The sequence below is a fragment of the Streptomyces sp. NPDC036984 genome, from assembly GCF_055607665.1.
Genome location: NZ_JBVJRL010000002.1, coordinates 32,236 through 55,907, shown reverse-complemented (window position 1 = coordinate 55,907; position 23,672 = coordinate 32,236). Strand labels below are relative to the sequence as shown.

General features: G+C 71.0%; 28 protein-coding genes. 16 read left to right on the top strand and 12 right to left on the bottom strand.

Going from position 1 to position 23,672, the window contains the following annotated elements:
- The first annotated feature begins 9 nt into the window (after positions 1-9).
- Positions 10-435, top strand: a complete 426-nt coding sequence (dtd, locus tag ACZ7DL_RS04220) for a D-aminoacyl-tRNA deacylase (RefSeq protein ID WP_468653452.1) — start codon at positions 10-12, stop codon at positions 433-435.
- Here the strand turns inward: dtd and ACZ7DL_RS04215 are convergent.
- Both ACZ7DL_RS04215 and ACZ7DL_RS04210 read right to left on the bottom strand, forming a co-directional pair.
- Entirely contained in the window at positions 432-626 is a 195-nt protein-coding gene (locus tag ACZ7DL_RS04215; protein ID WP_470771303.1) for a DUF397 domain-containing protein, read from the bottom strand. The two genes, dtd and ACZ7DL_RS04215, sit on opposite strands and share 4 nt — an antisense overlap.
- Entirely contained in the window at positions 608-1,450 is an 843-nt protein-coding gene (locus ACZ7DL_RS04210) for a helix-turn-helix domain-containing protein (protein ID WP_470771302.1), read from the bottom strand. Before ACZ7DL_RS04210 ends, ACZ7DL_RS04215 begins: the two co-directional genes overlap by 19 nt.
- Before the next feature lie 167 nt (positions 1,451-1,617).
- Between ACZ7DL_RS04210 and ACZ7DL_RS04205 the strand changes: the two genes are divergently transcribed.
- Positions 1,618-1,842 carry a hypothetical protein gene (locus ACZ7DL_RS04205; protein WP_470771300.1) on the top strand — a complete coding sequence of 75 codons (225 nt, stop codon included), beginning with the start codon at positions 1,618-1,620 and terminating at the stop codon, positions 1,840-1,842.
- 106 nt (positions 1,843-1,948) lie between these two features.
- On the opposite strand, the gene ACZ7DL_RS04200 is transcribed toward ACZ7DL_RS04205, so the two are convergent.
- The 4 genes from ACZ7DL_RS04200 to ACZ7DL_RS04185 form a co-directional block, all read right to left on the bottom strand.
- Positions 1,949-2,236: a DUF1416 domain-containing protein gene (locus ACZ7DL_RS04200; protein ID WP_470771298.1), complete on the bottom strand. Its 288-nt coding sequence runs from the start codon at positions 2,234-2,236 to the stop codon at positions 1,949-1,951.
- 46 nt (positions 2,237-2,282) lie between these two features.
- Positions 2,283-3,128 carry a sulfurtransferase gene (locus ACZ7DL_RS04195; protein WP_470771296.1) on the bottom strand — a complete coding sequence of 282 codons (846 nt, stop codon included), beginning with the start codon at positions 3,126-3,128 and terminating at the stop codon, positions 2,283-2,285.
- Positions 3,129-3,256: 128 nt separating this feature from the next.
- Positions 3,257-3,337, bottom strand: coding sequence for an Ms5788A family Cys-rich leader peptide (locus tag ACZ7DL_RS04190; RefSeq protein ID WP_350751515.1), 81 nt, complete (start codon positions 3,335-3,337; stop codon positions 3,257-3,259).
- Positions 3,338-3,541: 204 nt separating this feature from the next.
- Complete coding sequence (locus ACZ7DL_RS04185; protein ID WP_470771294.1) at positions 3,542-4,279, bottom strand: LmeA family phospholipid-binding protein; 738 nt, start codon at positions 4,277-4,279, stop codon at positions 3,542-3,544.
- Between the two features lie 130 nt (positions 4,280-4,409).
- Between ACZ7DL_RS04185 and ACZ7DL_RS04180 the strand changes: the two genes are divergently transcribed.
- Positions 4,410-4,673, top strand: coding sequence for a DUF3099 domain-containing protein (locus ACZ7DL_RS04180; protein ID WP_470771292.1), 264 nt, complete (start codon positions 4,410-4,412; stop codon positions 4,671-4,673).
- Positions 4,674-4,679: 6 nt separating this feature from the next.
- On the opposite strand, the gene ACZ7DL_RS04175 is transcribed toward ACZ7DL_RS04180, so the two are convergent.
- On the bottom strand, positions 4,680-5,042 hold the full coding sequence (locus ACZ7DL_RS04175; RefSeq protein WP_470771291.1) for a DsrE family protein: 363 nt from the start codon (positions 5,040-5,042) through the stop codon (positions 4,680-4,682).
- Between the two features lie 236 nt (positions 5,043-5,278).
- Here ACZ7DL_RS04175 and ACZ7DL_RS04170 point away from each other — a divergent pair, with 236 nt between their 5' ends.
- The 3 genes from ACZ7DL_RS04170 to ygfZ are packed head-to-tail and all read left to right on the top strand — an operon-like array spanning position 5,279 to position 7,283.
- Positions 5,279-5,854, top strand: a complete 576-nt coding sequence (locus ACZ7DL_RS04170) for a heme-binding beta-barrel domain-containing protein (protein WP_470771290.1) — start codon at positions 5,279-5,281, stop codon at positions 5,852-5,854.
- Between the two features lie 16 nt (positions 5,855-5,870).
- Entirely contained in the window at positions 5,871-6,308 is a 438-nt protein-coding gene (locus ACZ7DL_RS04165) for a Fur family transcriptional regulator (protein WP_470771289.1), read from the top strand.
- A 9-nt stretch (positions 6,309-6,317) separates the two neighbouring features.
- Entirely contained in the window at positions 6,318-7,283 is a 966-nt protein-coding gene (gene ygfZ / locus ACZ7DL_RS04160) for a CAF17-like 4Fe-4S cluster assembly/insertion protein YgfZ (RefSeq protein ID WP_470771287.1), read from the top strand.
- A gap of 151 nt (positions 7,284-7,434) precedes the next feature.
- Here the strand turns inward: ygfZ and ACZ7DL_RS04155 are convergent, their stop codons facing one another.
- The 3 genes from ACZ7DL_RS04155 to ACZ7DL_RS04145 are packed head-to-tail and all read right to left on the bottom strand — an operon-like array spanning position 7,435 to position 9,855.
- Positions 7,435-8,685, bottom strand: coding sequence for a hypothetical protein (locus ACZ7DL_RS04155; protein WP_470771285.1), 1,251 nt, complete (start codon positions 8,683-8,685; stop codon positions 7,435-7,437).
- Between the two features lie 3 nt (positions 8,686-8,688).
- On the bottom strand, positions 8,689-8,943 hold the full coding sequence (locus tag ACZ7DL_RS04150) for a MoaD/ThiS family protein (protein ID WP_361689278.1): 255 nt from the start codon (positions 8,941-8,943) through the stop codon (positions 8,689-8,691).
- 51 nt (positions 8,944-8,994) lie between these two features.
- On the bottom strand, positions 8,995-9,855 hold the full coding sequence (locus ACZ7DL_RS04145; RefSeq protein ID WP_470771283.1) for an alpha/beta hydrolase: 861 nt from the start codon (positions 9,853-9,855) through the stop codon (positions 8,995-8,997).
- A gap of 181 nt (positions 9,856-10,036) precedes the next feature.
- Here ACZ7DL_RS04145 and ACZ7DL_RS04140 point away from each other — a divergent pair, with 181 nt between their 5' ends.
- The 6 genes from ACZ7DL_RS04140 to ACZ7DL_RS04115 all read left to right on the top strand — a co-directional run bounded on the left by ACZ7DL_RS04140 (position 10,037) and on the right by ACZ7DL_RS04115 (position 15,634).
- Complete coding sequence (locus tag ACZ7DL_RS04140) at positions 10,037-10,816, top strand: winged helix-turn-helix domain-containing protein (protein WP_470771281.1); 780 nt, start codon at positions 10,037-10,039, stop codon at positions 10,814-10,816.
- A 97-nt stretch (positions 10,817-10,913) separates the two neighbouring features.
- Positions 10,914-11,936 carry a LacI family DNA-binding transcriptional regulator gene (locus ACZ7DL_RS04135; protein ID WP_470771279.1) on the top strand — a complete coding sequence of 341 codons (1,023 nt, stop codon included), beginning with the start codon at positions 10,914-10,916 and terminating at the stop codon, positions 11,934-11,936.
- 96 nt (positions 11,937-12,032) lie between these two features.
- Positions 12,033-13,022 (top strand): S1C family serine protease, encoded by a 990-nt coding sequence (locus tag ACZ7DL_RS04130; RefSeq protein WP_470771278.1) that lies wholly within the window; start codon positions 12,033-12,035, stop codon positions 13,020-13,022.
- A 46-nt stretch (positions 13,023-13,068) separates the two neighbouring features.
- Positions 13,069-13,290, top strand: a complete 222-nt coding sequence (locus ACZ7DL_RS04125; RefSeq protein ID WP_470771276.1) for a hypothetical protein — start codon at positions 13,069-13,071, stop codon at positions 13,288-13,290.
- A gap of 92 nt (positions 13,291-13,382) precedes the next feature.
- Positions 13,383-14,117, top strand: a complete 735-nt coding sequence (locus tag ACZ7DL_RS04120; RefSeq protein ID WP_470771275.1) for a response regulator transcription factor — start codon at positions 13,383-13,385, stop codon at positions 14,115-14,117.
- Positions 14,114-15,634, top strand: a complete 1,521-nt coding sequence (locus ACZ7DL_RS04115) for a sensor histidine kinase (RefSeq protein WP_470771274.1) — start codon at positions 14,114-14,116, stop codon at positions 15,632-15,634. Before ACZ7DL_RS04120 ends, ACZ7DL_RS04115 begins: the two co-directional genes overlap by 4 nt.
- 7 nt (positions 15,635-15,641) lie before the next feature.
- Here the strand turns inward: ACZ7DL_RS04115 and ACZ7DL_RS04110 are convergent, their stop codons facing one another.
- Positions 15,642-16,181 carry a MarR family winged helix-turn-helix transcriptional regulator gene (locus ACZ7DL_RS04110; RefSeq protein WP_470771273.1) on the bottom strand — a complete coding sequence of 180 codons (540 nt, stop codon included), beginning with the start codon at positions 16,179-16,181 and terminating at the stop codon, positions 15,642-15,644.
- Positions 16,182-16,230: 49 nt separating this feature from the next.
- On the opposite strand from ACZ7DL_RS04110, the gene ACZ7DL_RS04105 reads away from it, so the two are divergent.
- From ACZ7DL_RS04105 to ACZ7DL_RS04090, 4 genes are all read left to right on the top strand, one after another.
- Complete coding sequence (locus ACZ7DL_RS04105; RefSeq protein ID WP_470771272.1) at positions 16,231-17,100, top strand: NmrA family NAD(P)-binding protein; 870 nt, start codon at positions 16,231-16,233, stop codon at positions 17,098-17,100.
- Between the two features lie 75 nt (positions 17,101-17,175).
- Entirely contained in the window at positions 17,176-19,236 is a 2,061-nt protein-coding gene (locus ACZ7DL_RS04100; RefSeq protein ID WP_470771271.1) for a pectinesterase family protein, read from the top strand.
- Between the two features lie 28 nt (positions 19,237-19,264).
- On the top strand, positions 19,265-20,605 hold the full coding sequence (locus ACZ7DL_RS04095; RefSeq protein WP_470771270.1) for an ATP-binding protein: 1,341 nt from the start codon (positions 19,265-19,267) through the stop codon (positions 20,603-20,605).
- Positions 20,602-21,723: a tetratricopeptide repeat protein gene (locus tag ACZ7DL_RS04090; RefSeq protein WP_470771268.1), complete on the top strand. Its 1,122-nt coding sequence runs from the start codon at positions 20,602-20,604 to the stop codon at positions 21,721-21,723. Before ACZ7DL_RS04095 ends, ACZ7DL_RS04090 begins: the two co-directional genes overlap by 4 nt.
- Positions 21,724-21,745: 22 nt before the next feature.
- On the opposite strand, the gene ACZ7DL_RS04085 is transcribed toward ACZ7DL_RS04090, so the two are convergent.
- Positions 21,746-23,530 (bottom strand): bifunctional metallophosphatase/5'-nucleotidase, encoded by a 1,785-nt coding sequence (locus tag ACZ7DL_RS04085; protein WP_470771267.1) that lies wholly within the window; start codon positions 23,528-23,530, stop codon positions 21,746-21,748.
- Positions 23,531-23,672 lie beyond the last annotated feature (142 nt).

The window sequence follows — 23,672 nt, the reverse complement described above, 5'->3', positions numbered from 1 at the left end:
ATGGTCCGCATGCGTGCGGTGGTGCAGAGGGTGGACGGCGCGAGCGTCGTCGTGGACGGCGAGACGGTCGGCGCGATCGAGGGCGAGGGGCTGTGCGTCCTGGTCGGGGTGACCCACGAGGACACCAAGGAGAAGGCGGCCCAGCTGGCCCGCAAGCTGTGGACCGTGCGGATGCTGCACGACGAGAAGTCGTGCAGCGACATCGCCGCCCCGCTCCTGGTGATCAGCCAGTTCACCCTGTACGGCGACGCCCGCAAGGGCCGCCGCCCGACCTGGAACGCGGCGGCCCCGGGAGACGTGGCCGAGCCCCTGGTCGACGAGGTCGTCGCCCAGCTGCGCGCCCTGGGCGCGACGGTGGCGACGGGCCGCTTCGGCGCCCGGATGAGGGTGTCGCTGACGAACGACGGGCCGTTCACGGTGTTGCTGGAGATCTAGCGCTTGACTCCGTTGACGAAGGCCGCCCACGCCTCGGCCTGGAAGACGAGGGCTCCGCGGGAAGGGGCCTTGCTGTCGCGGACGGGGATGACGGAGGTGATGTTGTCGGCGACCTCGACGCACTCACCGCCGTCCGAGTTGCTGTAGCTGCTCTTGCGCCAGGTCACACCGCTCAGGTCGATGGCTCGCACGGCACTTCCTCCAACATCCGCAGGATGAACGTTCGCGATTCGGCCGGAGACAGGGCCATGTCGCGCACCGCATCATAAGTGCGCTGGAAACGCTCAACCCGGCTTGGTTCCTCGATCAGTTCACCGTGTACGTCGTTCTCGGCGTAAGCCACGGTACGGCTGTCCAGCAGCCGGAGGAACATCATCGCGGTGCTCGCCAGGCCGTGAGAGCCGGCACTGAACGGCAGCACCTGGATCGTGATGTTCGGACGCTCCGACGCCTCCGCCAGGTACGCCAGTTGCTTCCGCCACTCCCGCGGGTCTCGCAACGGAGTCCGCAATACCGACTCGGAGAGGATGCTGCGGAACGTCGGTGCGTCGACGCCTCTCAGCAACTCCCTCCGGCCCACTCGCGCTTCGACCTGCTGGTCCAGCTCCCGGCCCTCGATGCCGCCCGCGGCGAGCGCCTCGCGTGCGTACGCCTCGGTCTGAAGAAGCCCCGGCGGCCTGCTGACGGCGTAGTGCCACAGGTTCATCGCCTCGGCCTCCAACACCATGTACCGCCGATACTGCTCCTTGAACTGCGTAGGATCCGCCACCGCCAGTTCCCACAGCGTGACCAGCAGACCCGGTGTTCCATAGAACTGATCCAGCGCCTGCACGACCTCGGGCCCGCCCAGGGTCTGCCCGCTCTCCAGCTTGCTGAACTGGGAGGAATCCCAGCCCACCTCCTTGGCCAGGTCCCGCAGGCTCAGGCCGCGTTCGCCTCTCAGGCGCCTCAGTTCCTCGGTGAACCGCCCCCTTGGCTCCTGACTCCGTCCCGTGATCACCAACCGCTGTGGCATCGCGCTCCTGTTGAATTTGTTGAATTTGGCAGCCCACCGTTGAATTTGGGCCCCTCAACAGCCCAGACGCCCATTCCGTGCGGCATGCTCTTGAGCACCGCCCGAACACGCAGAGTAGCCGCAGCTTTGCGCTGCGCACCTGCGTTCATGGAAAGGAGCTGGTCGTGATGACGACGAAGGTCGGCGAGTACCGGGCCCTGGAGATGCGCGGCCCGCGCGACGCCCCCCACCCTCGGCCAGACCCTCACCGCGCCCCTCGCCCGCGCCCCGCCCGCCGGTACACGCGTCGCCGGATGGCCGACGGTGCCGGCGTCAGTGGCGTACTCGCCGCCCTCTGTGTCGCCGCGCTGTTCGCGGCGGTCGCCCTCGTGGTCGTTCGGGGGCGGTGCTGACAGGAGGAACTCCCGGACAGCCGAAGGGCCGCACCCCCACTGGCGTCCAACCCAGGGGTGCGGCCCTTCAGCTCGTCACTGAGCCCACATGGACCGTTCGGTCCGCTCAGACCGCGATGGCGACCTCGGCCAGCCCGCCCTTCTCGGCGACGACCGTGCGGTCGGCGGTGGCACCCGGCACCAGCGCCCGGACGGTCCACGTGCCCTCGGCCGCGTAGAAACGGAACTGGCCGGTCGCGGAGGTGGGGACCTCCGCGGTGAACTCGCCGGTCGAGTCGAGGAGACGGACGTAGCCCGTCACCGGCTCGCCGTCGCGGGTCACCTGACCCTGGATCGTGGTCTCACCGGGCTTGATCGTCGAGGCGTCCGGGCCGCCGGCCTTCGCTCCACACATGCTGTCTCTCCGTAAGGGGTCTGACCGGAAGGTCGGTCGGGATGGGTTACTTGCCGGCGCCGAGCTCGATCGGCACGCCGACGAGGGAGCCGTACTCGGTCCAGGAGCCGTCGTAGTTCTTGACGTTCTCCACGCCGAGCAGCTCGTGCAGCACGAACCAGGTCAGGGCCGAGCGCTCACCGATGCGGCAGTAGGCGATCGTGTCCTTGGCGAGGTCGACGTTCTCCTCGACGTAGAGGGCCTTCAGGTCCTCGTCCGACTTGAAGGTGCCGTCGTCGTTGGCGTTCTTCGACCACGGGATGTTCTTCGCGGTCGGCACGTGGCCCGGACGCTGCGACTGCTCCTGCGGCAGGTGGGCCGGGGCGAGCAGCTTGCCGGAGAACTCGTCGGGCGAACGGACGTCGACCAGGTTCTGGGAGTCGATCGCGGCCACGACGTCGTCGCGGAAGGCGCGGATCGAGGTGTTCTGCGGCTTGGCCTTGTAGTCGGTCTTCGGGCGCTCCGGGACCTCGTCGCCGGCGACCAGCTCGCGGGCGTCCAGCTCCCACTTCTTGCGGCCGCCGTCGAGGAGCTTGACGTTCTCGTGGCCGTAGAGCTTGAAGTACCAGTAGGCGTACGACGCGAACCAGTTGTTGTTGCCGCCGTAGAGGATCACCGTGTGGTCGTTGGCGATGCCCTTCTCCGACAGGAGCTTCTCGAAGCCGGCCTGGTCGACGAAGTCACGGCGGACCGGGTCCTGGAGGTCCTTGGTCCAGTCGATGCGGATCGCGTTCTTGATGTGGTTCTTCTCGTAGGCGGACGTGTCCTCGTCCACCTCGACGATCGCGATGGTCGGGTCGTCCAGGTGCTCCTGAAGCCAGTCGGCGTCGACCAGGACGTCGCTGCGGCTCATGCTCTTTCTCCTCCGGGGCAGTTGCGGCGGGGTGTGCGAATGGCTACGGGGGCGCGCTCGAGGCCCGAGCGGCGCACGGGGGCCCTGACGGCAGGGCGGGGTGGAACGCGGAAGCCGGGGCGTTCCGGTCAGAAGGGGCGACAGAGCATGGCGGCAACGCGGCACAGGTCGACTGCCCGCCGCTTCGTGAGATCCGCCTGTCGCTTCATGGGCTCGATCGTAGGGACGTCCGGGCGGGCGTGTCACCGGTGTGTCATATTGCGAGACACGATCGTCCGGATGGCGGGATGAGAAAAGCGCCCGGGTACCCCTCTCGGGGCCTCCGGGCGCTCGGGTGCGTCAGGACATCTGCGCTGCGGACGGGGGCGTCTCGCCAGTCGGACACCCTGCGTCCATGGGGGTGTTCCGGGTCCCTACCCCGCGAGCCTGACGTCCGAACCCTTCACGCTGATCTCCACGCCGTCCGGCGCGGCCTCCACCTTGTCCAGCTTGATGCCGCCGGGCAGCTGGTCGATGGCCTGCTGGAAGTCGGTGATCGTACGGATGCGGTTCTCGGCGATCGCGGCCGCGCCCAGCTTGGGCAGGGAGTCCGCGTGCACCTGCACCTTGTCGTTCTCCACGGTCACCGTGCTGAGCACGGACACCGTCTGCTTGATCCCGAGGGACGAGACGGTGCCCTCCACCGCCACCTTGATCTTCCCGTTGCCGCCGTCGGAGAGGCCGACGACCCGGGCGGTCACCCCGGGGGCCACCTCGGTGGGCTCGGACTTGGCGGTCTTCAGCAGCTCGGCGTACGAGACCGTCGCCGTACCGGTCGCGGTCGCCGCGGTGGCCGAGCTGTAGTCGCCGGAGAACTCGACGCCCTTCATGTCGGCCTTCAGGTCGTCGATCCGGATGGTCTGGCCGGGCTTGCCGGTGGCCGCCTCGTAGTCCTTGATGCCGACCTCGACGTCGTCCAGCGAGCCGCCCGCGACCTGGGTGAGGAACGGGAAGCCCTTGATGTTCACGTCCGGGGTCGAGGCCAGGTTCTCCGTCGCCTTCAGCTTGTCCGCGGCCTCCCCCTCCGCGAAGTGCACGGCGACCCGGTCCGCGATCACGAAGAGTCCCCCCAGGATCACGACGATGATCAGGAGTATTCGCAGGACGCGCATGTGGTGTTTCCCCCGGGTCGGCTGTGGTGTGCGAAGTGGGTACCGATACGCCACGGTAACTCTGCACGGCCCGGCCGGACGGGATTTGTGGATCAGTTGTGACAGGGCCCGCCGGTCCTACCCTGTACCTATGTACGCCCGGCGACGGCACATCTACTTCGCCATGATGGGGACCTGCATCGGCCTCTTCGTCCTGGCCTGGGGGGTCGTACGCCTGTGGTCGGTGCCGGCGGCCGTCGGCATGTGCGTCGTGGCCATGGTCATCCCGCCCGTCGCCGCGATGATCGCCAACCGCCGGGGCCCGGAGGACCGCTGGTGGGACGACCCCTCCGGCGACCCGCAGTCCGACGAGTGGTGGGACGAGCTGGACGGCAAGAAGCGCCCGCGCCCCTAGAAACAATCAGTAGACGAGCGCCTGGGCGTCGTCCGCCAGGGCCTCCTGGACGAAGACCTGCGCGCCCGCGATCCGTACGCCGTCGATGACGTCCTTCTCCGTGATCTCCCGGCGGGCGGCACACTGCGTGCACAGCGTGATGCGCCCCGCCGCGAGGACCGACTCGATCAGGTCCGGGAGCGGAGCCGCGTGCGGCAGCTCGAACTCGGCGGCCCGGCCCGGCAGCGCGAACCAGGACGACTCCCCGGTCAGCCACAGCGAGACCTCGACCCCGCTGGCCACCGCCACCGCCGCCACCGTGAACGCCTGCGAGCAGCGCTCCGGGGCGTCCGCCCCGGCCGTCACCTTGATCACGAGCTTCTTCGCCATGCGGGAAGCGTAGCCCTCGCGGGCCCCGCCCCTCGCAAAGAGCGCGTGGCCCCGGCCGCGTAAGCTGGGCTCCGGCTCTGTCGTCCGCCCACCCTCGCTCAAGGAGCACCCGTGGAGATCTTCTTCGAAACCCTGCTGGTCCTGGTCTGCGTCGGCGTGCTCGCCTTCGCCGGTCTGACGGTGAAGAAGCTGTACCAGGGCCAGCGCTGACCCACCCTTCAGGAAAGCTGCAGCTCATGATCGAGATCCCGTCCGACCTCCACAAGGACCTTGTCCCGCTCGCCTTCCTGCTCGGCAACTGGGCCGGCGCGGGCGTGCACGACTTCCCCGGCTCGGAGAAGTGCAACTTCGGGCAGGAGGTCAGCTTCACCCACGACGGCCGGGACTTCCTGGAGTACCGCTCCTACACCTGGGTGCTGGACAACGACGGCAACAAGGTGCGCCCCCTGGAGTCGGAGTCCGGCTTCTGGCGGATCGACGCCGACCGCAAGGTCGAGGTCACGATGACCCGCGACGACGGCACGGTGGAGATCTGGTACGGCGAGATGGCCGACAAGAAGCCGCAGATCGACCTGGTGACGGACGCCGTCGCCCGGACGGCCGCCTCCCAGCCGTACAGCGGCGGCAAGCGGCTGTACGGCTACGTGAAGAGCGACCTCATGTGGGTCGGCGAGAAGCAGACCCCCGAGGTCCCGCTGCGCCCCTACATGTCGGCCCAGCTGAAGAAGGTCGTCACCCCCGAGGACGTCGAGCGCTGGGCCAAGGCCCTCCCGGACGACATGCCGGACGACGGCATCGCCTTCTTCAAGTAGTCCTAGACTTTCCGGTGTGGTGAGCACCGACTGGAAGAGCGACCTCAGGCAGCGCGGCTACCGGCTGACGCCGCAGCGGCAACTCGTGCTCGAAGCCGTGGACACCCTGGAGCACGCGACCCCCGACGACATCCTCAGCGAGGTGAGGAAGACGGCGTCGGGGGTCAACATTTCCACCGTCTACCGGACGCTGGAGCTGCTGGAGGAGCTGGGCCTGGTCAGCCACGCCCACCTCGGCCACGGTGCGCCCACGTACCACCTCGCCGACCGCCACCACCATCTGCACCTGGTGTGCCGGGACTGCGAGAACGTGATCGAGGCGGATGTCGAGGTCGCCTCCGAGTTCACGGCCAAGCTGCGGCAGCAGTTCGGGTTCGACACCGACATGAAGCATTTCGCGATCTTCGGCCGATGCGCGGACTGTTCTCTGAAGGGTTCAAATACCACGTCGTAGGCTTGCCATATGAAGAGCCCCCTGTTGTCCCTGCCCGGCGCCGTCCCAGCCGAGGGTGTGGACGAAGGTGTCGCCGCCCACTACGGCGACCTGTTCCGCGAGCAGCGCGCCCTCGCCGACGGCACCGGTTTCGTCGACCTGTCGCACCGCGGTGTCGTCACCGTCAGCGGTGAGGACCGGCTGAGCTGGCTGCACCTGCTGCTCACCCAGCACGTCAGCGACCTGCCCGTGGGCGAGGCCACCGAGGCCCTGATCCTGTCCGCGCACGGGCACATCGAGCACGCGCTGTATCTGGTGGACGACGGCAGCACCGTCTGGGCACATGTGGAGCCCGGCACCCAGGACGCGCTGATCGCGTACCTGGAATCGATGAAGTTCTTCTACCGGGTCGAGGTCGCCGACCGGACCGGTGACACCGCCGTGGTGCACCTGCCCGCCGGCTCGATCGCCGAGGTGCCGGACGGCGTCGTCGTACGCGAGACGGCGCACGGGCGTGACCTGTTCCTGCCGCGCGCCGGGCTGGAGGAGTTCGCCGCCGGGCACGGGCCCGCCGCCGGGCTCCTCGCCTACGAGGCGCTGCGCGTCGAGCACCACCGCCCCCGCCTGGGCTTCGAGACCGACCACCGCACCATCCCGCACGAGCTGGGCTGGATCGGCACGGCGGTCCACCTCCAGAAGGGCTGCTACCGCGGCCAGGAGACGGTCGCCCGCGTCCAGAACCTGGGCAAGCCGCCGCGCCGGCTGGTCTTCCTGCACCTGGACGGCAGCGAGGTCCATCTGCCGGTGCCGGGTACCGAGCTCCGGCTCGCGGACGAGGGCCCCGAGGGCCGCAAGATCGGCTTCGTGACGACGTCCGTACGCCATCACGAGCTGGGGCCGGTGGCCCTGGCCCTGGTGAAGCGGAATGTCCCGCTCGACGCCAGGCTCCTGGCCGGGGAGACGGCGGCCGCGCAGGAGGTCGTGGTCGAGCCGTAGGCGAGCGGCACGAGCCTGACGAGGTCGCCGTCCTGGAACCCAGCCGAGGTGGGGCGGTCGATCGACTTCGTCTGAACCGGGGATCTCGCAGCGCCGGACGGGCCGCCGACAGCCTGTCCGGCGCAGAGGTCATGACTGCGGACGACAGGCGCTAGCCCAGCGCCCGCCCCAGCACCCACACCACCGGTGCCGCCGCGGACAGCGGCAGCGCCACGCCCGCCGTGAAGTGCACGAACCGGGACGGGTAGTCGTAGCTCGCCACCCGGTGGCCGATCAGTGCGCACGCTCCGGCGGCGGCGCCCAGCAGCGCTCCGCTCGCTCCGAAGTCCGTCATGCCGCCCAGGGCGATGCCCGCGCCCGCGGCGGCCAGCAGGGAGATCACGACCGACGCCGGGGTGGGCAGGGGCAGGGCGCGGGCCAGGACGGCCACCGCCACGCCCGCCGCACCCACCGACACCGCGTGCGGATCGGCGGCCAGGAAGCCCGTCGCCAGTACCGCGAGCGCCGCCGAGGCGACCGTCGCCATCAGGCCGTACATCCGCTCGTCCGCCGAGGCGTGGGAACGCAGCTGGAGGACGAGGGACAGCAGGACCCACAGGCCGAGCGAGCCGAGGATGGCGATCAGGGCGTGCTCGCGGCCGGCCGCGAGGACCGCCACGTCGGCCGTCAGCGCGCCCGCGAAGGCCAGCGCGATGCCCTGCCGGGCCGGCCACATGCCGTTCAGCCGGAACCAGCCCGCGGCCGTCACCGCCTGGAGCAGCACCAGCGGCACGACGAGGGCGTACGAGGCGACGGGCGCCGTCGCGGCGAGCAGCAGGCCCAGCAGCGCGGTGAGCGCCGCCGGCTGCATGCCGGGCTCGATGATCGGGGACCGCCCCTCCAGGCGGGCCCGCTGGGCGTCCGTGATCCGCGCGTTGCCGGCGAGGGTGGCGGGGCCGTAGGCCGGGTCGGGCTCGGCAGCGGAGGCGGAGGCCGACGCGGGGGCCGACGCGGGGGCGGCGGCCACCGGTGCCGGGTCGGGCTCGGGGGCGGGCGCGTACGGCTCAGGAGCATGTGTGTACGGCTCCGCGAACTGCTGGGGATGCTGGTACTGCTGGTACTGCGCCTGCTGGTACTGCGGCTCCTGATACGCGTACTGCTGATGCCCAGGCTGCCGGTGGTCCGGCTGCTGATACCCCGGCTGCCGGTGGTCCGGCTGCTGTTCCTGCCGGGGCAGGTACGCCGTCTCCGCCGCCTGTACCGGCGCGTGCGTCTGCGTATCCCAGGTGTGGCCCTGCCACTGCTGGGTGAGCTCCGGGTCCTGGCCGGGCTGCTGGGCGTACTCCTCGTGCCCGGTCCATCCGTGCTGCTGGTACGGGTCGTAGCCCTCGTACGGGCCGCCCTGGTACGGCTGGTCGGTCATCGCTCACCCTCCTGCGAACGGCGGGAGCACCTCGACCGTGCCGCCCTCGGCCAGCCGTACCGTCTCATGCGCGCGGGTCCCGACGGGGTCGCCGTCGATGAGGAAGGAGCATCGCTGGAGCACGCGCGTGAGTTCACCGGGGTGTCGCGCACGCACGGCGGCCAGTGCGTCGGCCAGCGTGTCCGCCTCGTACGGCTCCTCGGCGACCTGGGCCGCGGCCTTGGCGGCGGCCCAGTAGCGCACCGTGACCTTGGGCATCTGATTCCTCAATCGACGGCAAGACAGAGACAAAGACTGTGTGGAGTCAGGCTAGCCCGCCGCCGAGACCGCCCAGTCCCCGATCCGGGCCACCAGGGCGTCGTCCGCCGCGTGCTCCGCGTGGCCCATGCCCGGCTCGACCCAGAGTTCGGCGTGGCCGCCGGCCGCCTCGGCGAGCATCAGGGGGTGGTCGAGCGGGAAGTAGCCGTCGCGGTCGCCGTGGACGATGAGGAGCGGGGTGGGGGCCACCCGCGGGACGGCCTCCACCGGTGACAGCGGCACCGGGTTCCACTCGCGGTGGTGGATGCGGGTGCGCAGGCCGTAGCGGCCCACCAGGCGGCCCTCGGGGCGGGTGACGAGCCAGTGCAGGCGGCGCATGGGGGCCGTGCCCCGGTAGTACCAGCGGGCCGGCGCGCTCACCGACACCACCGCGTCGACCGCGCCGGGGTGCAGGGCCGCGTGCCGCAGGACGACCGAGCCGCCCATGGAGAAGCCGACGGTCACCACGCGCGCGTGCCCGAAGCCGCGGGCCCACCCGACGGCGGCGGCGAGGTCCAGCACCTCCTTGTCGCCGACGGTGGACCGGCCGCCGGAGCGTCCGTGGCCGCGGAAGGAGAAGGTGACGACCGCGCCGTAAGCGCGCAGGACGGCGGCCACCCGTCGTACGTGTGGCCGGTCCACGTCCCCGGTGAAGCCGTGCGCGATCACGAACACCAGGTCACGGGAGGGGGAACGAGAGGCGTCCGGAGCCTCGGGAAATGCTTTGTATACGACCGGGCCCGGATCGTATACGGAATCGACCGGAATTCCGTCGGCCGTGCGCAGAAACGTCCGGATAGGGCCCCGTCTGCCTGTCTCGGAATTCGGACGAACGGTGGAACGCGCCACATGACCTGCCGGACGGTTGCTCATGTGGGCTATTCTGCTGGGCAGAGGACTCGGGCAGCGTAGCCCCCGGGTCCTTTTGTGCTTTCGGACGCGTTGTATACACAGCGGGAAACCTCAGGTGACCGCCGGTGTACGGGGCCTTCGGGATCGCAGAGCAGTGCCCGTCCGTACACGTCCTCGCAGGGACCGAGGAGGAACCAGACGTATGAGTTCTCTGCTGCTGCTGACCAACGCCCTCCAGCCGTCGACGGAGGTGCTTCCGGCCCTCGGCCTGCTCCTGCACAACGTGCGGGTGGCCCCGGCGGAGGGGCCCGCCCTGGTCGACACCCCGGGCGCCGACGTCATCCTGGTCGACGGCCGGCGTGACCTGCCCCAGGTCCGCAGCCTGTGCCAGCTGCTCCGCTCCACCGGCCCCGGCTGTCCACTGCTCCTCGTCGTCACCGAGGGCGGCCTCGCCGCCGTCACCGCGGACTGGGGCGTCGACGACGTGCTCCTCGACACCGCCGGTCCCGCGGAGGTGGAGGCGCGGCTGCGGCTCGCCATGGGCCGGCAGCAGATCGTCAACGACGACTCGCCGATGGAGATCCGCAACGGCGATCTCTCCGTGGACGAGGCGACGTACAGCGCGAAACTCAAGGGGCGGGTGCTGGACCTGACCTTCAAGGAGTTCGAGCTGCTCAAATACCTCGCGCAGCACCCGGGCCGGGTCTTCACCCGCGCCCAGCTGCTCCAGGAGGTGTGGGGATACGACTACTTCGGCGGCACCCGGACGGTCGACGTTCACGTACGGCGGCTGCGCGCCAAGCTCGGCCCCGAGCACGAGTCGCTGATCGGAACCGTCCGGAACGTCGGTTATCGATTCGTTACCCCCGAGAAGGCCGAGCGGCCCGCCGAGGACACCAAGGCCAAGGGCGGCCGGGCAAAGCCGGAAGATGCGGACGCTTCCGCGGTCCTGGGCGGCGCCGAGGCGCACGCCGAGGCATAGCCGGCGCGGGGGCGGCGCTCGGGCGGGGCGGCGACATCGCCCGGCCGCCATGTGATACGCCCTGCCCAGAGCGGGTCAATCCGCGTAGACTCCGCGCGTGGCCAAGGTGACTCGGGATGACGTGGCACGGCTGGCGGGAACCTCCACCGCCGTCGTCAGTTATGTCATCAACAACGGACCCCGGCCGGTCGCCCCGGCCACGCGCGAGCGTGTCCTCGCCGCGATCAAGGAACTGGGGTACCGGCCCGACCGGGTCGCCCAGGCGATGGCCTCCCGGCGCACCGACCTGATAGGTCTGATCATCCCGGACGCCCGCCAGCCGTTCTTCGGCGAGATGGCGCACGCGGTCGAGCAGGCCGCCTCCGAGCGCGGAAAGATGGTCCTCGTCGGCAACACCGACTACATCGGCGAACGCGAGGTCCACTATCTGCGCGCGTTCCTCGGTATGCGCGTCTCCGGCCTGATCCTGGTCTCCCACGCCCTGAACGACCTCGCCGCCGCCGAGATCGACGCCTGGGACGCCCGGGTGGTGCTGCTGCACGAGCGCCCGGAGGCCATCGACGACGTGGCCGTGGTGACGGACGACCTGGGCGGCGCCCAGCTCGCCGTGCGCCACCTGCTGGAGCACGGCTACGAGTACGTCGCCTGCATGGGCGGTACGGCCGAGACGCCGGCCGTCGGCGACCCGGTCTCGGACCACGTCGAGGGCTGGAAGCGGGCCATGGCCGAGGCGGGCCTGCCCACCGAGGGCCGGCTGTTCGAGGCGCCGTACAACCGCTACGACGCCTACCGCGTGGCCCTGGACGTGCTGTCCGGACCCCACCGGCCGCCCGCGATCTTCTGCTCCACCGACGACCAGGCGATCGGCCTGCTGCGGGCCGCGCGCGAGTTGCGCATCGACGTGCCCGGGCAGCTGGCGGTGGCCGGCTTCGACGACATCAAGGAGGCCGCGCTCGCCGACCCGCCGCTGACCACGGTCGCCTCCGACCGCTCGGCGATGGCCCGGGCGGCGGTCGACCTGGTGCTGGACGACGGGCTGCGGATCGCCGGGTCCCGGCGCGAGCGGCTGAAGACGTTCCCGTCGCGCCTGGTGGTGCGCACGAGCTGCGGCTGCGCCTGATCCCGGGCCGCGTCTTCATATCGGGCAAACGAGGTTCTGGCGGGCTTCTCAGGGAGCACTCAGGAAGCTCTCATGGTCGCGGGGGACTCTTTTGTCATGACCGAGAGCCAGGGCACTTACGAGCAGCCGCACTCCTTCTCCGCTCCCGTGAACGCGGAGTGGCCGCCCCCGCCGCCGTACCAGCCGACCATGGAGTCCGCTCCGCACCAGAAGAAGCGGACCCGGGGTCCGGGGGCCCTGCTCGCGGCGGTCGCGATCGTCGCGGCGGCGGTCGGCGGCGGCACGGCCTACGCCTTCCAGGAGCTGGCCGGCAAGGACACGGTCGCCACCGCCGGCAGCAGCACCACCGTGGTGCCCTCCAGCAAGAAGGGCGACGTCGCCGCGATCGCCGCCGCACTCACCCCGAGCGTGGTCGAGATCAACGCGACGCTCGCGGGCGGATCCTCCACCGGCTCCGGCGTGATCATCACCTCCGACGGCGAGATCGCCACCAACAACCACGTCGTCTCCGGCGCCACCTCGATCAAGGTGCGCACCAGCGACGGCACGAGCTACACCGCCCGGGTCGTCGGCACCGACAGCTCCAAGGACCTCGCGCTGATCAAGCTGGAGGGCGCCTCCGGGCTGAAGGCGGCGGCGCTCGGTGACTCCAGCGGCGTCCAGGTCGGCGACACGGTCGTCGCGATCGGCTCCCCCGAGGGCCTGACCGGCACGGTCACCAGCGGCATCGTCTCCGCCCTGAACCGGGACGTCACCGTCTCCACCGACGAGAACCAGGGCCAGGGCCAGGGCGGCGAAGGACAGTGGCCGTTCCAGTTCGGCGGCCGTGAGTTCAACGGCGACACCGGCTCGTCCACGACCACCTACAAGGCCATCCAGACCGACGCGTCCCTGAACCCCGGCAACTCCGGCGGCGCGCTGATCGACGCGAGCGGCCACATCATCGGCATCAACTCCGCGATGTACTCGTCGAGTTCCCAGTCGTCCTCGTCCTCGGACGCGGGCAGCATCGGCCTCGGCTTCGCCATCCCCGTCAACACCGTCAAGTCCGACCTGGCCAAGCTCCGGGCGGGCTCCGACAGCTAGCGACACCCCGCGCGCACCCCGCGCGCCAGACAGCAAGGAGCAGGTCATGATCAAGCACGTTCCCCACCACATGGCCGAGCGCGGTCCGGCCGGGATCACCCTGGCCCTGTCCATCGCGTCCCAGCTGCACGTGCCGATCCCGGCGCCCCGCGCCCCGGAGGTTGCTGCCGTGACCCCGGTCCCCCAGCTGATGGGCCTGCGCACCTCCGCCGCCCGCCCGCACCGCCGCAAGGTGCCGCTGCACCGCCTGAGCGCGGTCCGGGCCTGACCGGCACGCGTGCCCCTCGCCGGGCCGCGGGACGTGGCACGCTGAGAGACACCCCCATCACCCGACCACCGCACCCCGAGGAATCGCGAGCGATGAGCCCCGCCGAAGGCGACCGTGACCCCCAGCGCATCCTGATCGTCGACGACGAGCCGGCCGTACGCGAGGCGCTCCGGCGCAGCCTCGTCTTCGAGGGGTACGACACCGAGGTCGCCTTCGACGGCGCGGACGCCCTGGAGAAGGCCACGGCCTACCAGCCGGACCTGGTCGTGCTGGACATCCAGATGCCGCGCATGGACGGCCTGACGGCGGCTCGCCGGATCCGGGGTGCGGGCGAGACCACACCGATCCTGATGCTCACCGCCCGCGACACGGTCGGCGACCGGGTGACCGGCCTGGACGCGGGCGCCGACGACTACCTCGTCAAGCCCTTCGAACTGGACGAACTCTTCGCCCGTATCCGCGCGCTGCTGCGCCGCAGTTCGTACGCGGCGCAGGTGTCCGCCGAGGCCCAGGAGGACGAGGCGCTCACCTTCGCCGATCTGCGGATGGACCTCGCGACCCGGGAGGTCACCCGCGGCGGCCGGCAGGTCGAGCTGACCCGCACGGAGTTCACCCTGCTGGAGATGTTCATGGCACACCCGCGCCAGGTGCTCACCCGTGAGCAGATCCTCAAGGCCGTCTGGGGCTTCGACTTCGAGCCGTCCTCAAACTCGCTCGACGTCTACGTCATGTACCTGCGCCGCAAGACCGAGGCCGGCGGCGAGCCGCGCCTGGTGCACACCGTGCGCGGCGTGGGGTATGTCCTCAGGCAGGGCGGCGCCGAGTGAAGCATCTGGTGCGCCGGTACCGGGCGCTGCCGATCCGGGCCCGCCTCGCCGTGCTGGTGGCGGCGGCGGTGGCGTTCGCGGTGGCGGCGGTGTCGGTGACGTGCTGGTTCATCGTGGAGAAGAAGCTGTACGACCTGGTCGACAAGGATCTCCAGAACTCGTCGCCGCGCGCGGTGCCGTCCGCGCAGGTGTTCGACCTGCTGACCACGTGTCCGCAGAAGCCGGCGGACTCCTCGTACAACAGCCTGCGCGCCCATGACACCGCCTACTCCCAGCTGATCAAGCCCGACGGCACGGCGTGCGTCTCGGCGGGTTCCGCGGGCGTGCTGAAGACCACGTCGGCGGATGTGGCGGTGGTCGGACGGGACAGCAGCCAGGGCGGCATCCTCCGCAACGGCACGGACACCGAGGGCAATACCGTCCGGGTGCTGACCATGCCGCTCGTGGTCATCACGGACGACGGGCCGCATGTGTATCCCGGGGCCGCCTGGATGACCGCCGTTCCGCTGAAGAACACCGACAAGGCCCTCAAGGACCTCGCGCTGATCCTGCTCCTCGTCTCCGGCGTGGGAGTCCTCGGCGCGGGCGCCGCGGGGCTCGCCGTGGCCCGTGCGGGGCTGCGTCCCGTGGACAAGCTCACCGAGGCCGTGGAGCACGTGGCCCGGACCGAGGATCTGGCCGTGCGCATCCCGGTGGAGGACGACAGCGAGGACGAGGTCGCCCGGCTCTCGCGGTCCTTCAACTCGATGACCGCCTCCCTGGCCAGCTCCCGCGACCTCCAGCAGCAGCTGATCGCGGACGCCGGCCATGAGCTGCGGACGCCCCTGACGTCGTTGCGGACCAACATCGAACTGCTCACCCGCAGCGAGGAGACGGGCCGGCCGATCCCGCCGGAGGACCGCAAGGCGCTGCTCGGCTCGGTGAAGGCGCAGATGACCGAACTGGGCTCGCTGATCGGGGATCTGCAGGAGCTGTCCCGTTCGGAGGGGCAGCGCGGCGAGCGCGTCCAGGTGGTGGCCTTCCAGGACACCGTGGAGGCGGCCCTGCGCCGGGCGCGGCTGCGCGGTCCGGAGCTGTCGCTCACCGCGGACCTGGAGCCCTGGTTCGTCCGGGCGGAGCCCTCGGCCCTGGAGCGGGCGGTCGTCAACATCCTCGACAACGCGGTGAAGTTCAGCCCCGAGGGCGGCACGATCGAGGTGCGGCTGAGCGACGGTGTCCTGACGGTCCGCGACCACGGTCCCGGCATCCCGGAGGACGAACTCCCGCACGTCTTCGACCGCTTCTGGCGCTCCCCCAGTGCCCGCGCCCTGCCCGGCTCCGGGCTCGGCCTGTCCATCGTCGCCCGTACGGTGAAGCAGGCGGGCGGGGAGGTCACACTGGCCCGCGCGGAGGGCGGCGGCACGGTGGCGACAGTACGGCTGCCGGGGGCGCCGACGCCTCCGCCGAAGACACCGGAGACGTCGGAGGCGCTGGTGACACCGGAGGCGCTGGAGAAGCCGGAGACGCCGGCCGGCTGATGTGGCCCTAGTCCGGCTTCGGCATGGCGCGCAGGCGCTGGATCTGGGTGTGGCTGAGGTCGTTCGCCCGGCGCATGTGCCGGGTGATCGCCCGCAGCTCGTCCGCGCTGTGGTCGTCGAGGATCGTCTGCCAGGTCGCTCCGAGGTCGTCCCAGAGCGCGGTCACGCGGGCGACGCGCTCGGGGACCGGGGTGACCAGCACCCGGCGGCGGTCCTGCCGGTCGGGGGTGCGGGCGACGTAGCCGCCGCGTTCCAGCCGGTCCACGAGGCGGGTGGCGGAGCCGGTGGTGAGACCGGTCCGGTCGGCGATCTGCCGGACGGTGAGCGGTGCCGGCTCGGCGGTGAGCAGGCTCAGGGCCTGCACGTCGGTCGGGTGCAGCCCGAGGTGGTCGGCGACGGCCTGGTTGAACAGCACGTACGCGGCCAGATAGCGCCGGGACTCCAGGGCCAGTTCCTCGTAGAGGCGGGCGCGGTCGGGGTCTGTCACGGCGGGCTCCTTCCCAAAAGTTGCTGCGCGACGCAGCGAAGTATGGGTAATCTGCTGCATGGCGCAGCAAGTGCGTCACGCAGCAATGCTATCCATCAGGGGGACACCCATGCTCACCATCGCCGTCACCGGCGCCACCGGCGCCCAGGGCGGGGCCACCGCCCGCGCCCTGCTCGCCGCCGGTCACCGCGTCCGCGCCCTGACCCGCCGCCCGGACACGCCCGCAGCCGACGCCCTCCGTGCGGCGGGCGCCGAGGTCCGGCACGCCGACTTCGACGACCGCGCCTCCCTCGACGCGGCCCTCGCCGGCGCCGACGCGCTCTTCGCGGTCACCACCCCGTTCGGCACCGACACCGGCACCGAGATCCGGCAGGGCACGGCCCTCGTGGACGCCGCGGCGGCGGCCCGGCTCGGCCATGTCGTCCTCACCTCCGCCGCCCACGCCGACCGCGGCACCGGCGTCCCGCACTACGAGAGCAAGTGGGCCGTCGAGCAGCACCTGCGCGCGTCCGGCCTGCCCTGGACGGTGATCGCCCCGGCGGCGTTCATGGACAACTACACGAGCGGCTGGACCCTCGACGGGCTGCGCACCGGAACCTTCGCCTGGCCCATGCCGGCCGGCCGGCCGCTCACCCTCATCCCCGCCGCCGACATCGGGGCCTTCGCCGCGCTCGCCCTCCGGCGCCGTGCCGATTTCACCGGCCGGCGCATCGACATCGCCTCCGACACGTGCACCCCCGCGCAGCTCGCGGCCGCCCTCACCACCGCCCTGGGCCGCCCGGTCACCCATCAGGAGGTCCCGCTCGCCCACGTCCGCACCCACTCCGCCGACCTGGCGGCGATGTTCGCCTACTTCACCGAGATCGGCCTCGACGTCGACGTCACCGGCCTGCGCCGCGCCTACCCCGAGGTCGGCTGGCACAGCTTCGCCGACTGGGCCGCGGGCCAGGACTGGGCGACCCTGCTGGACCGGCGGTAGCCCGGCGGCAACCTTCCCCCGCCCCACGGCGACTCCAGGTCAGCACCCTGCCCGGACCACCGACTGGAGTCGCCCATGAGTCCCCGCACCCCCCACGCCCGCCACCGCAAGAGCCGTACGGCGCTCGCCTTCGGGCTGCCGCTCGCGCTCGCCGCCGCCGGCGCCCTCGGCTACGGCTTCCTCGGCCCCGGCGCCCAGCAGCACGCCTCCGCCGCCACCGCCGTACCGGCCTGGGCCACCGCCACCGCCGACGGCTTCGCCTCGGTGAACGCCCTCGGGCAGAACGGCACCTACGGCGGGCGCGGCGGCGAGATCGTCACCGTGAAGACGCTCGCCGACCTGGAGAAGTACGCCACCGCCGACAAGCCGTACATCATCGTCGTCGCCGCGGCGATCACGATGGACCCGGTCGGCAAGGAGATCAAGGTCGGCTCCGACAAGTCCATCATCGGGTCCGGCACCTCGGGCCAGATCGTCGGCGGCGGCTTCTTCCTCGGCCCGGGCGTCCACAACGTGATCATCCGCAACCTCACCATCCGGGACGCGTACCAGGGCGTCTGGAACGACAAGGAGCACGACTACGACGGCATCCAGATGGACGGCGCCCACCACGTCTGGATCGACCACAACGACATCCGGCACATGGCCGACGGCCTCATCGACAGCCGCAAGGACACCACGTACCTGACCGTCTCCTGGAACCGGCTCGGCCAGGAGAACAAGGCGTTCGGCATCGGCTGGACGCAGAACACCACCGCCGACATCACGATCCACCACAACTGGATCCGCGAGACCGAGCAGCGCAACCCGTCCACGGACAACGTCGCCCACGCGCACCTGTACAACAACTACCTCCAGGACGAGCCGGGCACGACGATCACGTCCTCGTACGGCAACTACGCCCGCGGCAGGACCAACATGCTGCTGGAGAACTCCTACTTCCAGGGCCTGAACAACCCGGTGATCAGGGACAGCACCGCCACCCTCGTCCAGCGCGGCAACGTCTTCTCCGGCACCGCCGGCCGCAACGAGAGCGGGGGCTCCGGTCCCGCCTGGAACCCGAAGAGCTACTACGGCTACACCCTCGACAAGACCGCCGACGTGCCGTCGGTCGTCAAGTCCGGTGCCGGGCCGCGTGGTTCACTCGGTACGACGGCCACCACCACGGCCAAGGCCGCCGTCACCACCCTCACCGTCGCCAAGGACGGCTCGGGGCAGTACACGACCGTGCAGGCCGCCGTGAACGCCGTACCCGCGAACAACCCCTCCCGGGTCGTCATCGCCGTGAAGCCGGGCACGTACCGGGAAACCGTCAAGGTCCCCGCGAACAAGCCGCACGTCACCCTCCAGGGCACCGGCTCCAGCCGCAAGGACACGCTGATCGTCTACAACAACGCGGCCGGCACCAAGAAGCCCGACGGATCGGGCACCTACGGCACCGGGGGCAGCGCGACCGTCGCCGTGGAGGCCGACGACTTCCAGGCCCGCAACCTCAGCATCTCCAACGACTTCGACGAGGGCGCCCACCAGGACATCGCCCAGCAGGCCGTCGCCCTGCGCACGGCCGCCGACAAGGTGTTCCTGGACGGGGTCATCGTCAGCGGGGACCAGGACACACTGCTCCTCGACACCGCCGCCAAGGACCGGCTCGGCCGGGTCTACATGACCAACTCCTACGTCGTCGGGAACGTCGACTTCGTCTTCGGGCGGGCCACCGCCGTGCTCGACAAGTCGGTCATCACCCTGAAGAAGCGGTGGAACGGCAGCTCCGCCGGCTATGTCACCGCCCCCAGCACCGCGGCCGGCCGCAAGGGCATCCTGATCGCCAACTCGACGGTGACCGGGGACGTCTCCGACCGCACCTTCTACCTCGGCCGGCCCTGGCACGCGGGCGGCGACGCCACCCTCGACCCGCAGACCACCGTCCGCAACACCGCCCTCAGCGCGGCGATCAAGACCACGCCCTGGACCGACATGAGCGGCTTCTCCTGGAAGGACGACCGCTTCGCCGAGTACAAGAACACCGGGGCGGGCTCGGGCACGGCCACTGCCGACCGGCCCCAACTGACCGACGCCCAGGCCGCGGGGCAGGAGGTCGCGGACTGGCTGGCGGGCTGGACGCCTGCCGCCTCCTGACGCGGGGCGGTTTCGTAGGGTGGGCGTCATGCCGGAAGACTCCCCCCTGATACAGAGCCTGCGTACGGCGGTTGCCGCCGCGCCTGCCGACGTGCCGCTCCGACTGCATTTGGCCGAGCTGCTGCTGAACGCCGGTCAGAGCGAGGCGGCGGTCGCCGAGGCGGCCGTCGCCCTTCAGCACGCGCCCGGTGACGCGCAGGCGCGGCAGCTCATGGCACGGGCCATGGGAGTACCCCAGCAGGCACCGGTCCAGGAGCAGCCGCCGGTTCAGGAACAGGCACCGGTCCAGGAACAGGCACCGGTCCAAGAGCAGGCACCGGTCCCGGAACAGCCGCCGGTCGAGCGTCGGGGGACGGCACCCGCCGCCGGACGCCCCCGCTTCGACTGGCAGGCCGCCCAGGAGCAGGTCGGGGACGTCGTACCGCCCCGGTTCGTCGAGGCGCCGGTGCGGGCGGACGGGGCCGGCGATCCCGGGGACGCCGACGCCTGGGACGTCGAGCGGCCCGGTGGTGTGCGGCTCGCCGACGTCGGTGGGATGCAGGAGGTCAAGGACCGGCTGGAGGCCGCCTTCCTCGCGCCGTTGCGCAACCCAGAGCTGCGCAGGCTGTACGGCAAGAGCCTGCGCGGCGGGCTGCTGCTGTACGGCCCGCCGGGGTGCGGCAAGACGTTCATCGCGCGGGCCGTCGCCGGGGAACTCGGCGCCTCCTTCCTGTCGGTGTCGGTCAACGACGTCCTCGACATGTGGATCGGCAACTCCGAGCGCAACATGCACGAGATCTTCCAGACCGCCCGCCGGCAGGCGCCCTGCGTGGTCTTCCTGGACGAGCTGGACGCACTCGGCGCCAAGCGCAGCCGCAGCGCGCACAGCGGGATGCGCAACACCGTCAACCAGCTGCTCACCGAGCTGGACGGGATCGACTCGGCGGCCAACGACGGCGTGTTCGTCCTCGCCGCCACCAATGTGCCCTGGGACGTCGACAACGCGCTGCGGCGGCCGGGCCGGCTGGACCGCACCCTGCTCGTGCTGCCGCCCGACGCGCCGGCCCGCGAGGCGATCCTCCGCTACCACCTGCGCGAGCGGCCCATCGAGAACATCGACCTGGGCAGGCTGGCCAAGGTCACCGACGGGCTGTCCGGGGCCGACCTGGCGCACCTGTGCGAGAGCGCCGCCGAACGCGCGCTGCTCGACTCGGCCCGCACGGGCACCGTACGCCTGATCGGGATGAAGGATCTGCTGGCGGCGGCCAAAGAGGTCGTCCCCTCCACCGAGTCGTGGTTCGCCGCCGCCCGGAACGTGGCGATGTTCGCCAACGAGGGCGGGATGTACGACGACCTGATCGCCTATCTGAAGAAGCGGCGGAAGCTGTGAGCACCGGACTGCACCCGGCCCTGGAGCGGGCGGACGCGCTCTTCGAACTGGGCCGCTACGACGAGGTGAAGACGCTGCTCGGGCAGCGGCTCGCCGAGGACCCCGAGGACGTCCGCGCCTGGGTCCGGCTGGCCCGCTGTCATCGGGAGGTGGAGGGCGAGGAGGACCGGGCGCTGGAGGCCGCCGAGCGAGCGCTGGCGCTCGCTCCCGAGGACGTCGCCGCGCTCATCCAGCGCGCCCGGGCCCTGCAGGGCCTCGGCCGCCTCGTGGACACCGAGGCCGACCTGCGCGAGGTCATCCGGCTGGATCCCGGCTACTGGTACGGGTATGCGCTGCTCGGCCACTGGCTGTACCGCATCCGTTCCATCCAGCTCGTCCGCGCGAGCGGTGACCTGACCCGCGAGGCCTTCCTCTCCTTCCTCCAGGAGTCGGACGGACTGGCCCGGGAAGCCGTCCGGCTGGCGCCCGAGGAGGTCTTCCCGTACGAGGTGCGGTGGACGATCGCCGACCTGGGCGGCGACCGGGCTGTGGCCGACCAGATGGACCAGGCCATCCTCCGGCTCGATCCGCAGCACCCGCAGGCCCTGGCCCGGCGGACCGAGAAGGCCGCCGGCACCCCCGGCGTGAAGGCCGCCGAGGCCGCCGCCCTCTACGCCGACGCCCTCGCTGCCACCCCGGATTCCCCCGCCCTTCAGCGGGGCCTGGATCACGCCTCCTACCGGCTGCTGCGCGGGGTGCGCTGGATCGCGCTGCTCTCGCTGCTGTTCGCCGCCGTGATGCTCGATCTGTGGCCCAGGGAAGGGGAGGTCCCGCGTCCGCTGCCCGTCTCTCTCGGGCAACGGCTGTGGTATTTCGTGCCCATCGGCGCCCTGTGGGCCGTCGGCGCCCTGCTGCGCTACCGCCGGCTGCGCAAGGGCGTCCAGTACAACCTCCACTCCCTGATCCGGCGCCGCCGCTGGCCCCGGATCGTGCTCGGCCAGGCCGCCTGGGCCATGCTGTGCGCGCTGCTGCTGACCCAGGTGCCGTGGACCGAGCGGACCGTGCCCCAGCTCATCTTCTGGGCGGGGCTGGCCCCGACGGCGGCGACCATCTGGTTCGACCGCCAGAAGCAGAGCTGAGGCCCGGGTCCGCCCGCCGGTCTCAGCTCACGACCGTGATCCGGTCGGCCTTCGGCGGGGCGATCGGGTTCGTGGCCGACGAGTTCGCCGTCAGGTACTTCTCCAGGGCGCTCAGGTCGTCCGCGCCGACCAGGTCGCCGGTGCCCTGGCCCAGCGTCGGGAAGCCGTCGCCGCCGCCCGCGAGGAAGCTGTTGGTGGCCACGCGGTAGGTGGCCGCCGGGTCGATCGGGGCGCCGTTCAGCCGGATGGAGTCGGTGACCACACGGTCCGCGCCGGACTTGGTGAGGTCCAGCGTGTAGGTGAGCCCGGCGGACGGCTGGAGGATCTTCGGGGCCGCCGCGTTGGCGCCGCTCACCTGCTCCTTGAGCACCTGGATCAGCTGGGCGCCGGTGAAGTCCTGGAGGTTCACGGTGTTGGCGAACGGCTGGACCGTGAAGCCCTCGGCGTAGGTGACCACGCCGTCGCCCTCGGCGCCCTTGGCCGCGTAGGTCAGGCCGGCCCGGACCCCGCCCGGGTTCATCAGGGCCAGGCTGGTCTTCGGGTCCAGCTCACGGCCGTGGGCGAGCTGCGCGTCGGCGATCAGGTCGCCCATCGGGGACTCGGTGCCGGTGTTGTTGATGTCGGCGGAGATGTAGCCGATGGCGCGGTTGCCGATCGGGGCGGCCAGGGTGTTCCACCGGGCGATCAGGTCCGTCATGTCCGGCGCCTTGGGGACGTCCCGGGTGACCACGTGGTTGGCGGACTTCACCGCCGTACGCACGATGTCGCCGGTGTGGCGGTCGTACGTCAGCGTGGTGTCGGTGTACAGGCGGCCGAAGGAGGCCGCCGAGGTGACCATGCGGGGACGGCCCGACGGGTCGGGGACCGTGCAGACGTACGCCTGGTGGGTGTGGCCGGTGACCAGGGCGTCCACGGCGGGCGTGACGTTCTTGGCGATGTCCACGATCGGGCCGGAGATGCCGTCGCCCGCGCCCGGGGAGTCGCAGTCGTAGTTGTAGGAGCCGGAGGCCGGGTAGCCGCCCTCGTGTATCAGGGCGACGATCGACTTGACGCCCTGGCGCTGGAGGACCTTGGCGTACTTGTTGATGGTCTCGGCCTCGTCCTTGAAGGACAGGCCCTTGACGCCGTCGGCGGAGACGATGCCCGGGGTGCCTTCGAGCGTGACACCGATGAAGCCGATCTCGACGTCCTTCTTCTTCCAGACCCAGTACGGCTTCAGGATCGGCTTGCCGGTCTTCTCGTCCTGGACGTTCGCGGCCAGGTACGGGAAGTCCGCGCCCGCGAACTCCTCGTCGGTGTAGCAGCCGGCCGTGGGGTGGCAACCGCCGTTCTGCAGGCGGGCCAGCTCCCGCGCGCCCTCGTCGAACTCGTGGTTGCCGACCGAGGTGACGTCCAGGTCCAGCTCGTTGAGCGCCTCGATGGTGGGCTCGTCGTGGAACAGGCCCGACAGCAGCGGGGAGGCGCCGACCATGTCGCCGCCGGCCGCGGTGATCGAGTAAGGATGGCCGGTGCGGGCCTGGCGCAGGTGCGTGGCGAGGTACTCGACACCGCCCGCGTCGATGGTCTTCGTCGTGCCGTCCGGCTGGAGTTCGCTGACCCGGCCGGAAGAGCCCGACGGAGGCTCCAGATTGCCGTGCAGGTCGTTGAAGGAGAGCAGCTGGACGTCCTGATAGCGGCCCGGACGGGGGTGGCTCTCGTGGGCGTCCGCCGGGAGGGCGGCGGTCAGCGCCGCCGCCGTGGCGAGACCGGCTGCGCTCGCGAGTAGGGCGTACGTACGACGTCTGGTGCGCCGGGGCACGGCTGGCATGGGGCCCCCTGTGGGTCGGCTGTGGTGGCTCGGCGCAGCCTAAGGTCAACGCGCGTAGCTCGACAGGGGGTTCAGGGTTACATCCTGGTTTCCCTTTGCCGATGCCTTCCGGCCGGTGTACCGGGATTTCGCCCGGGCCGCC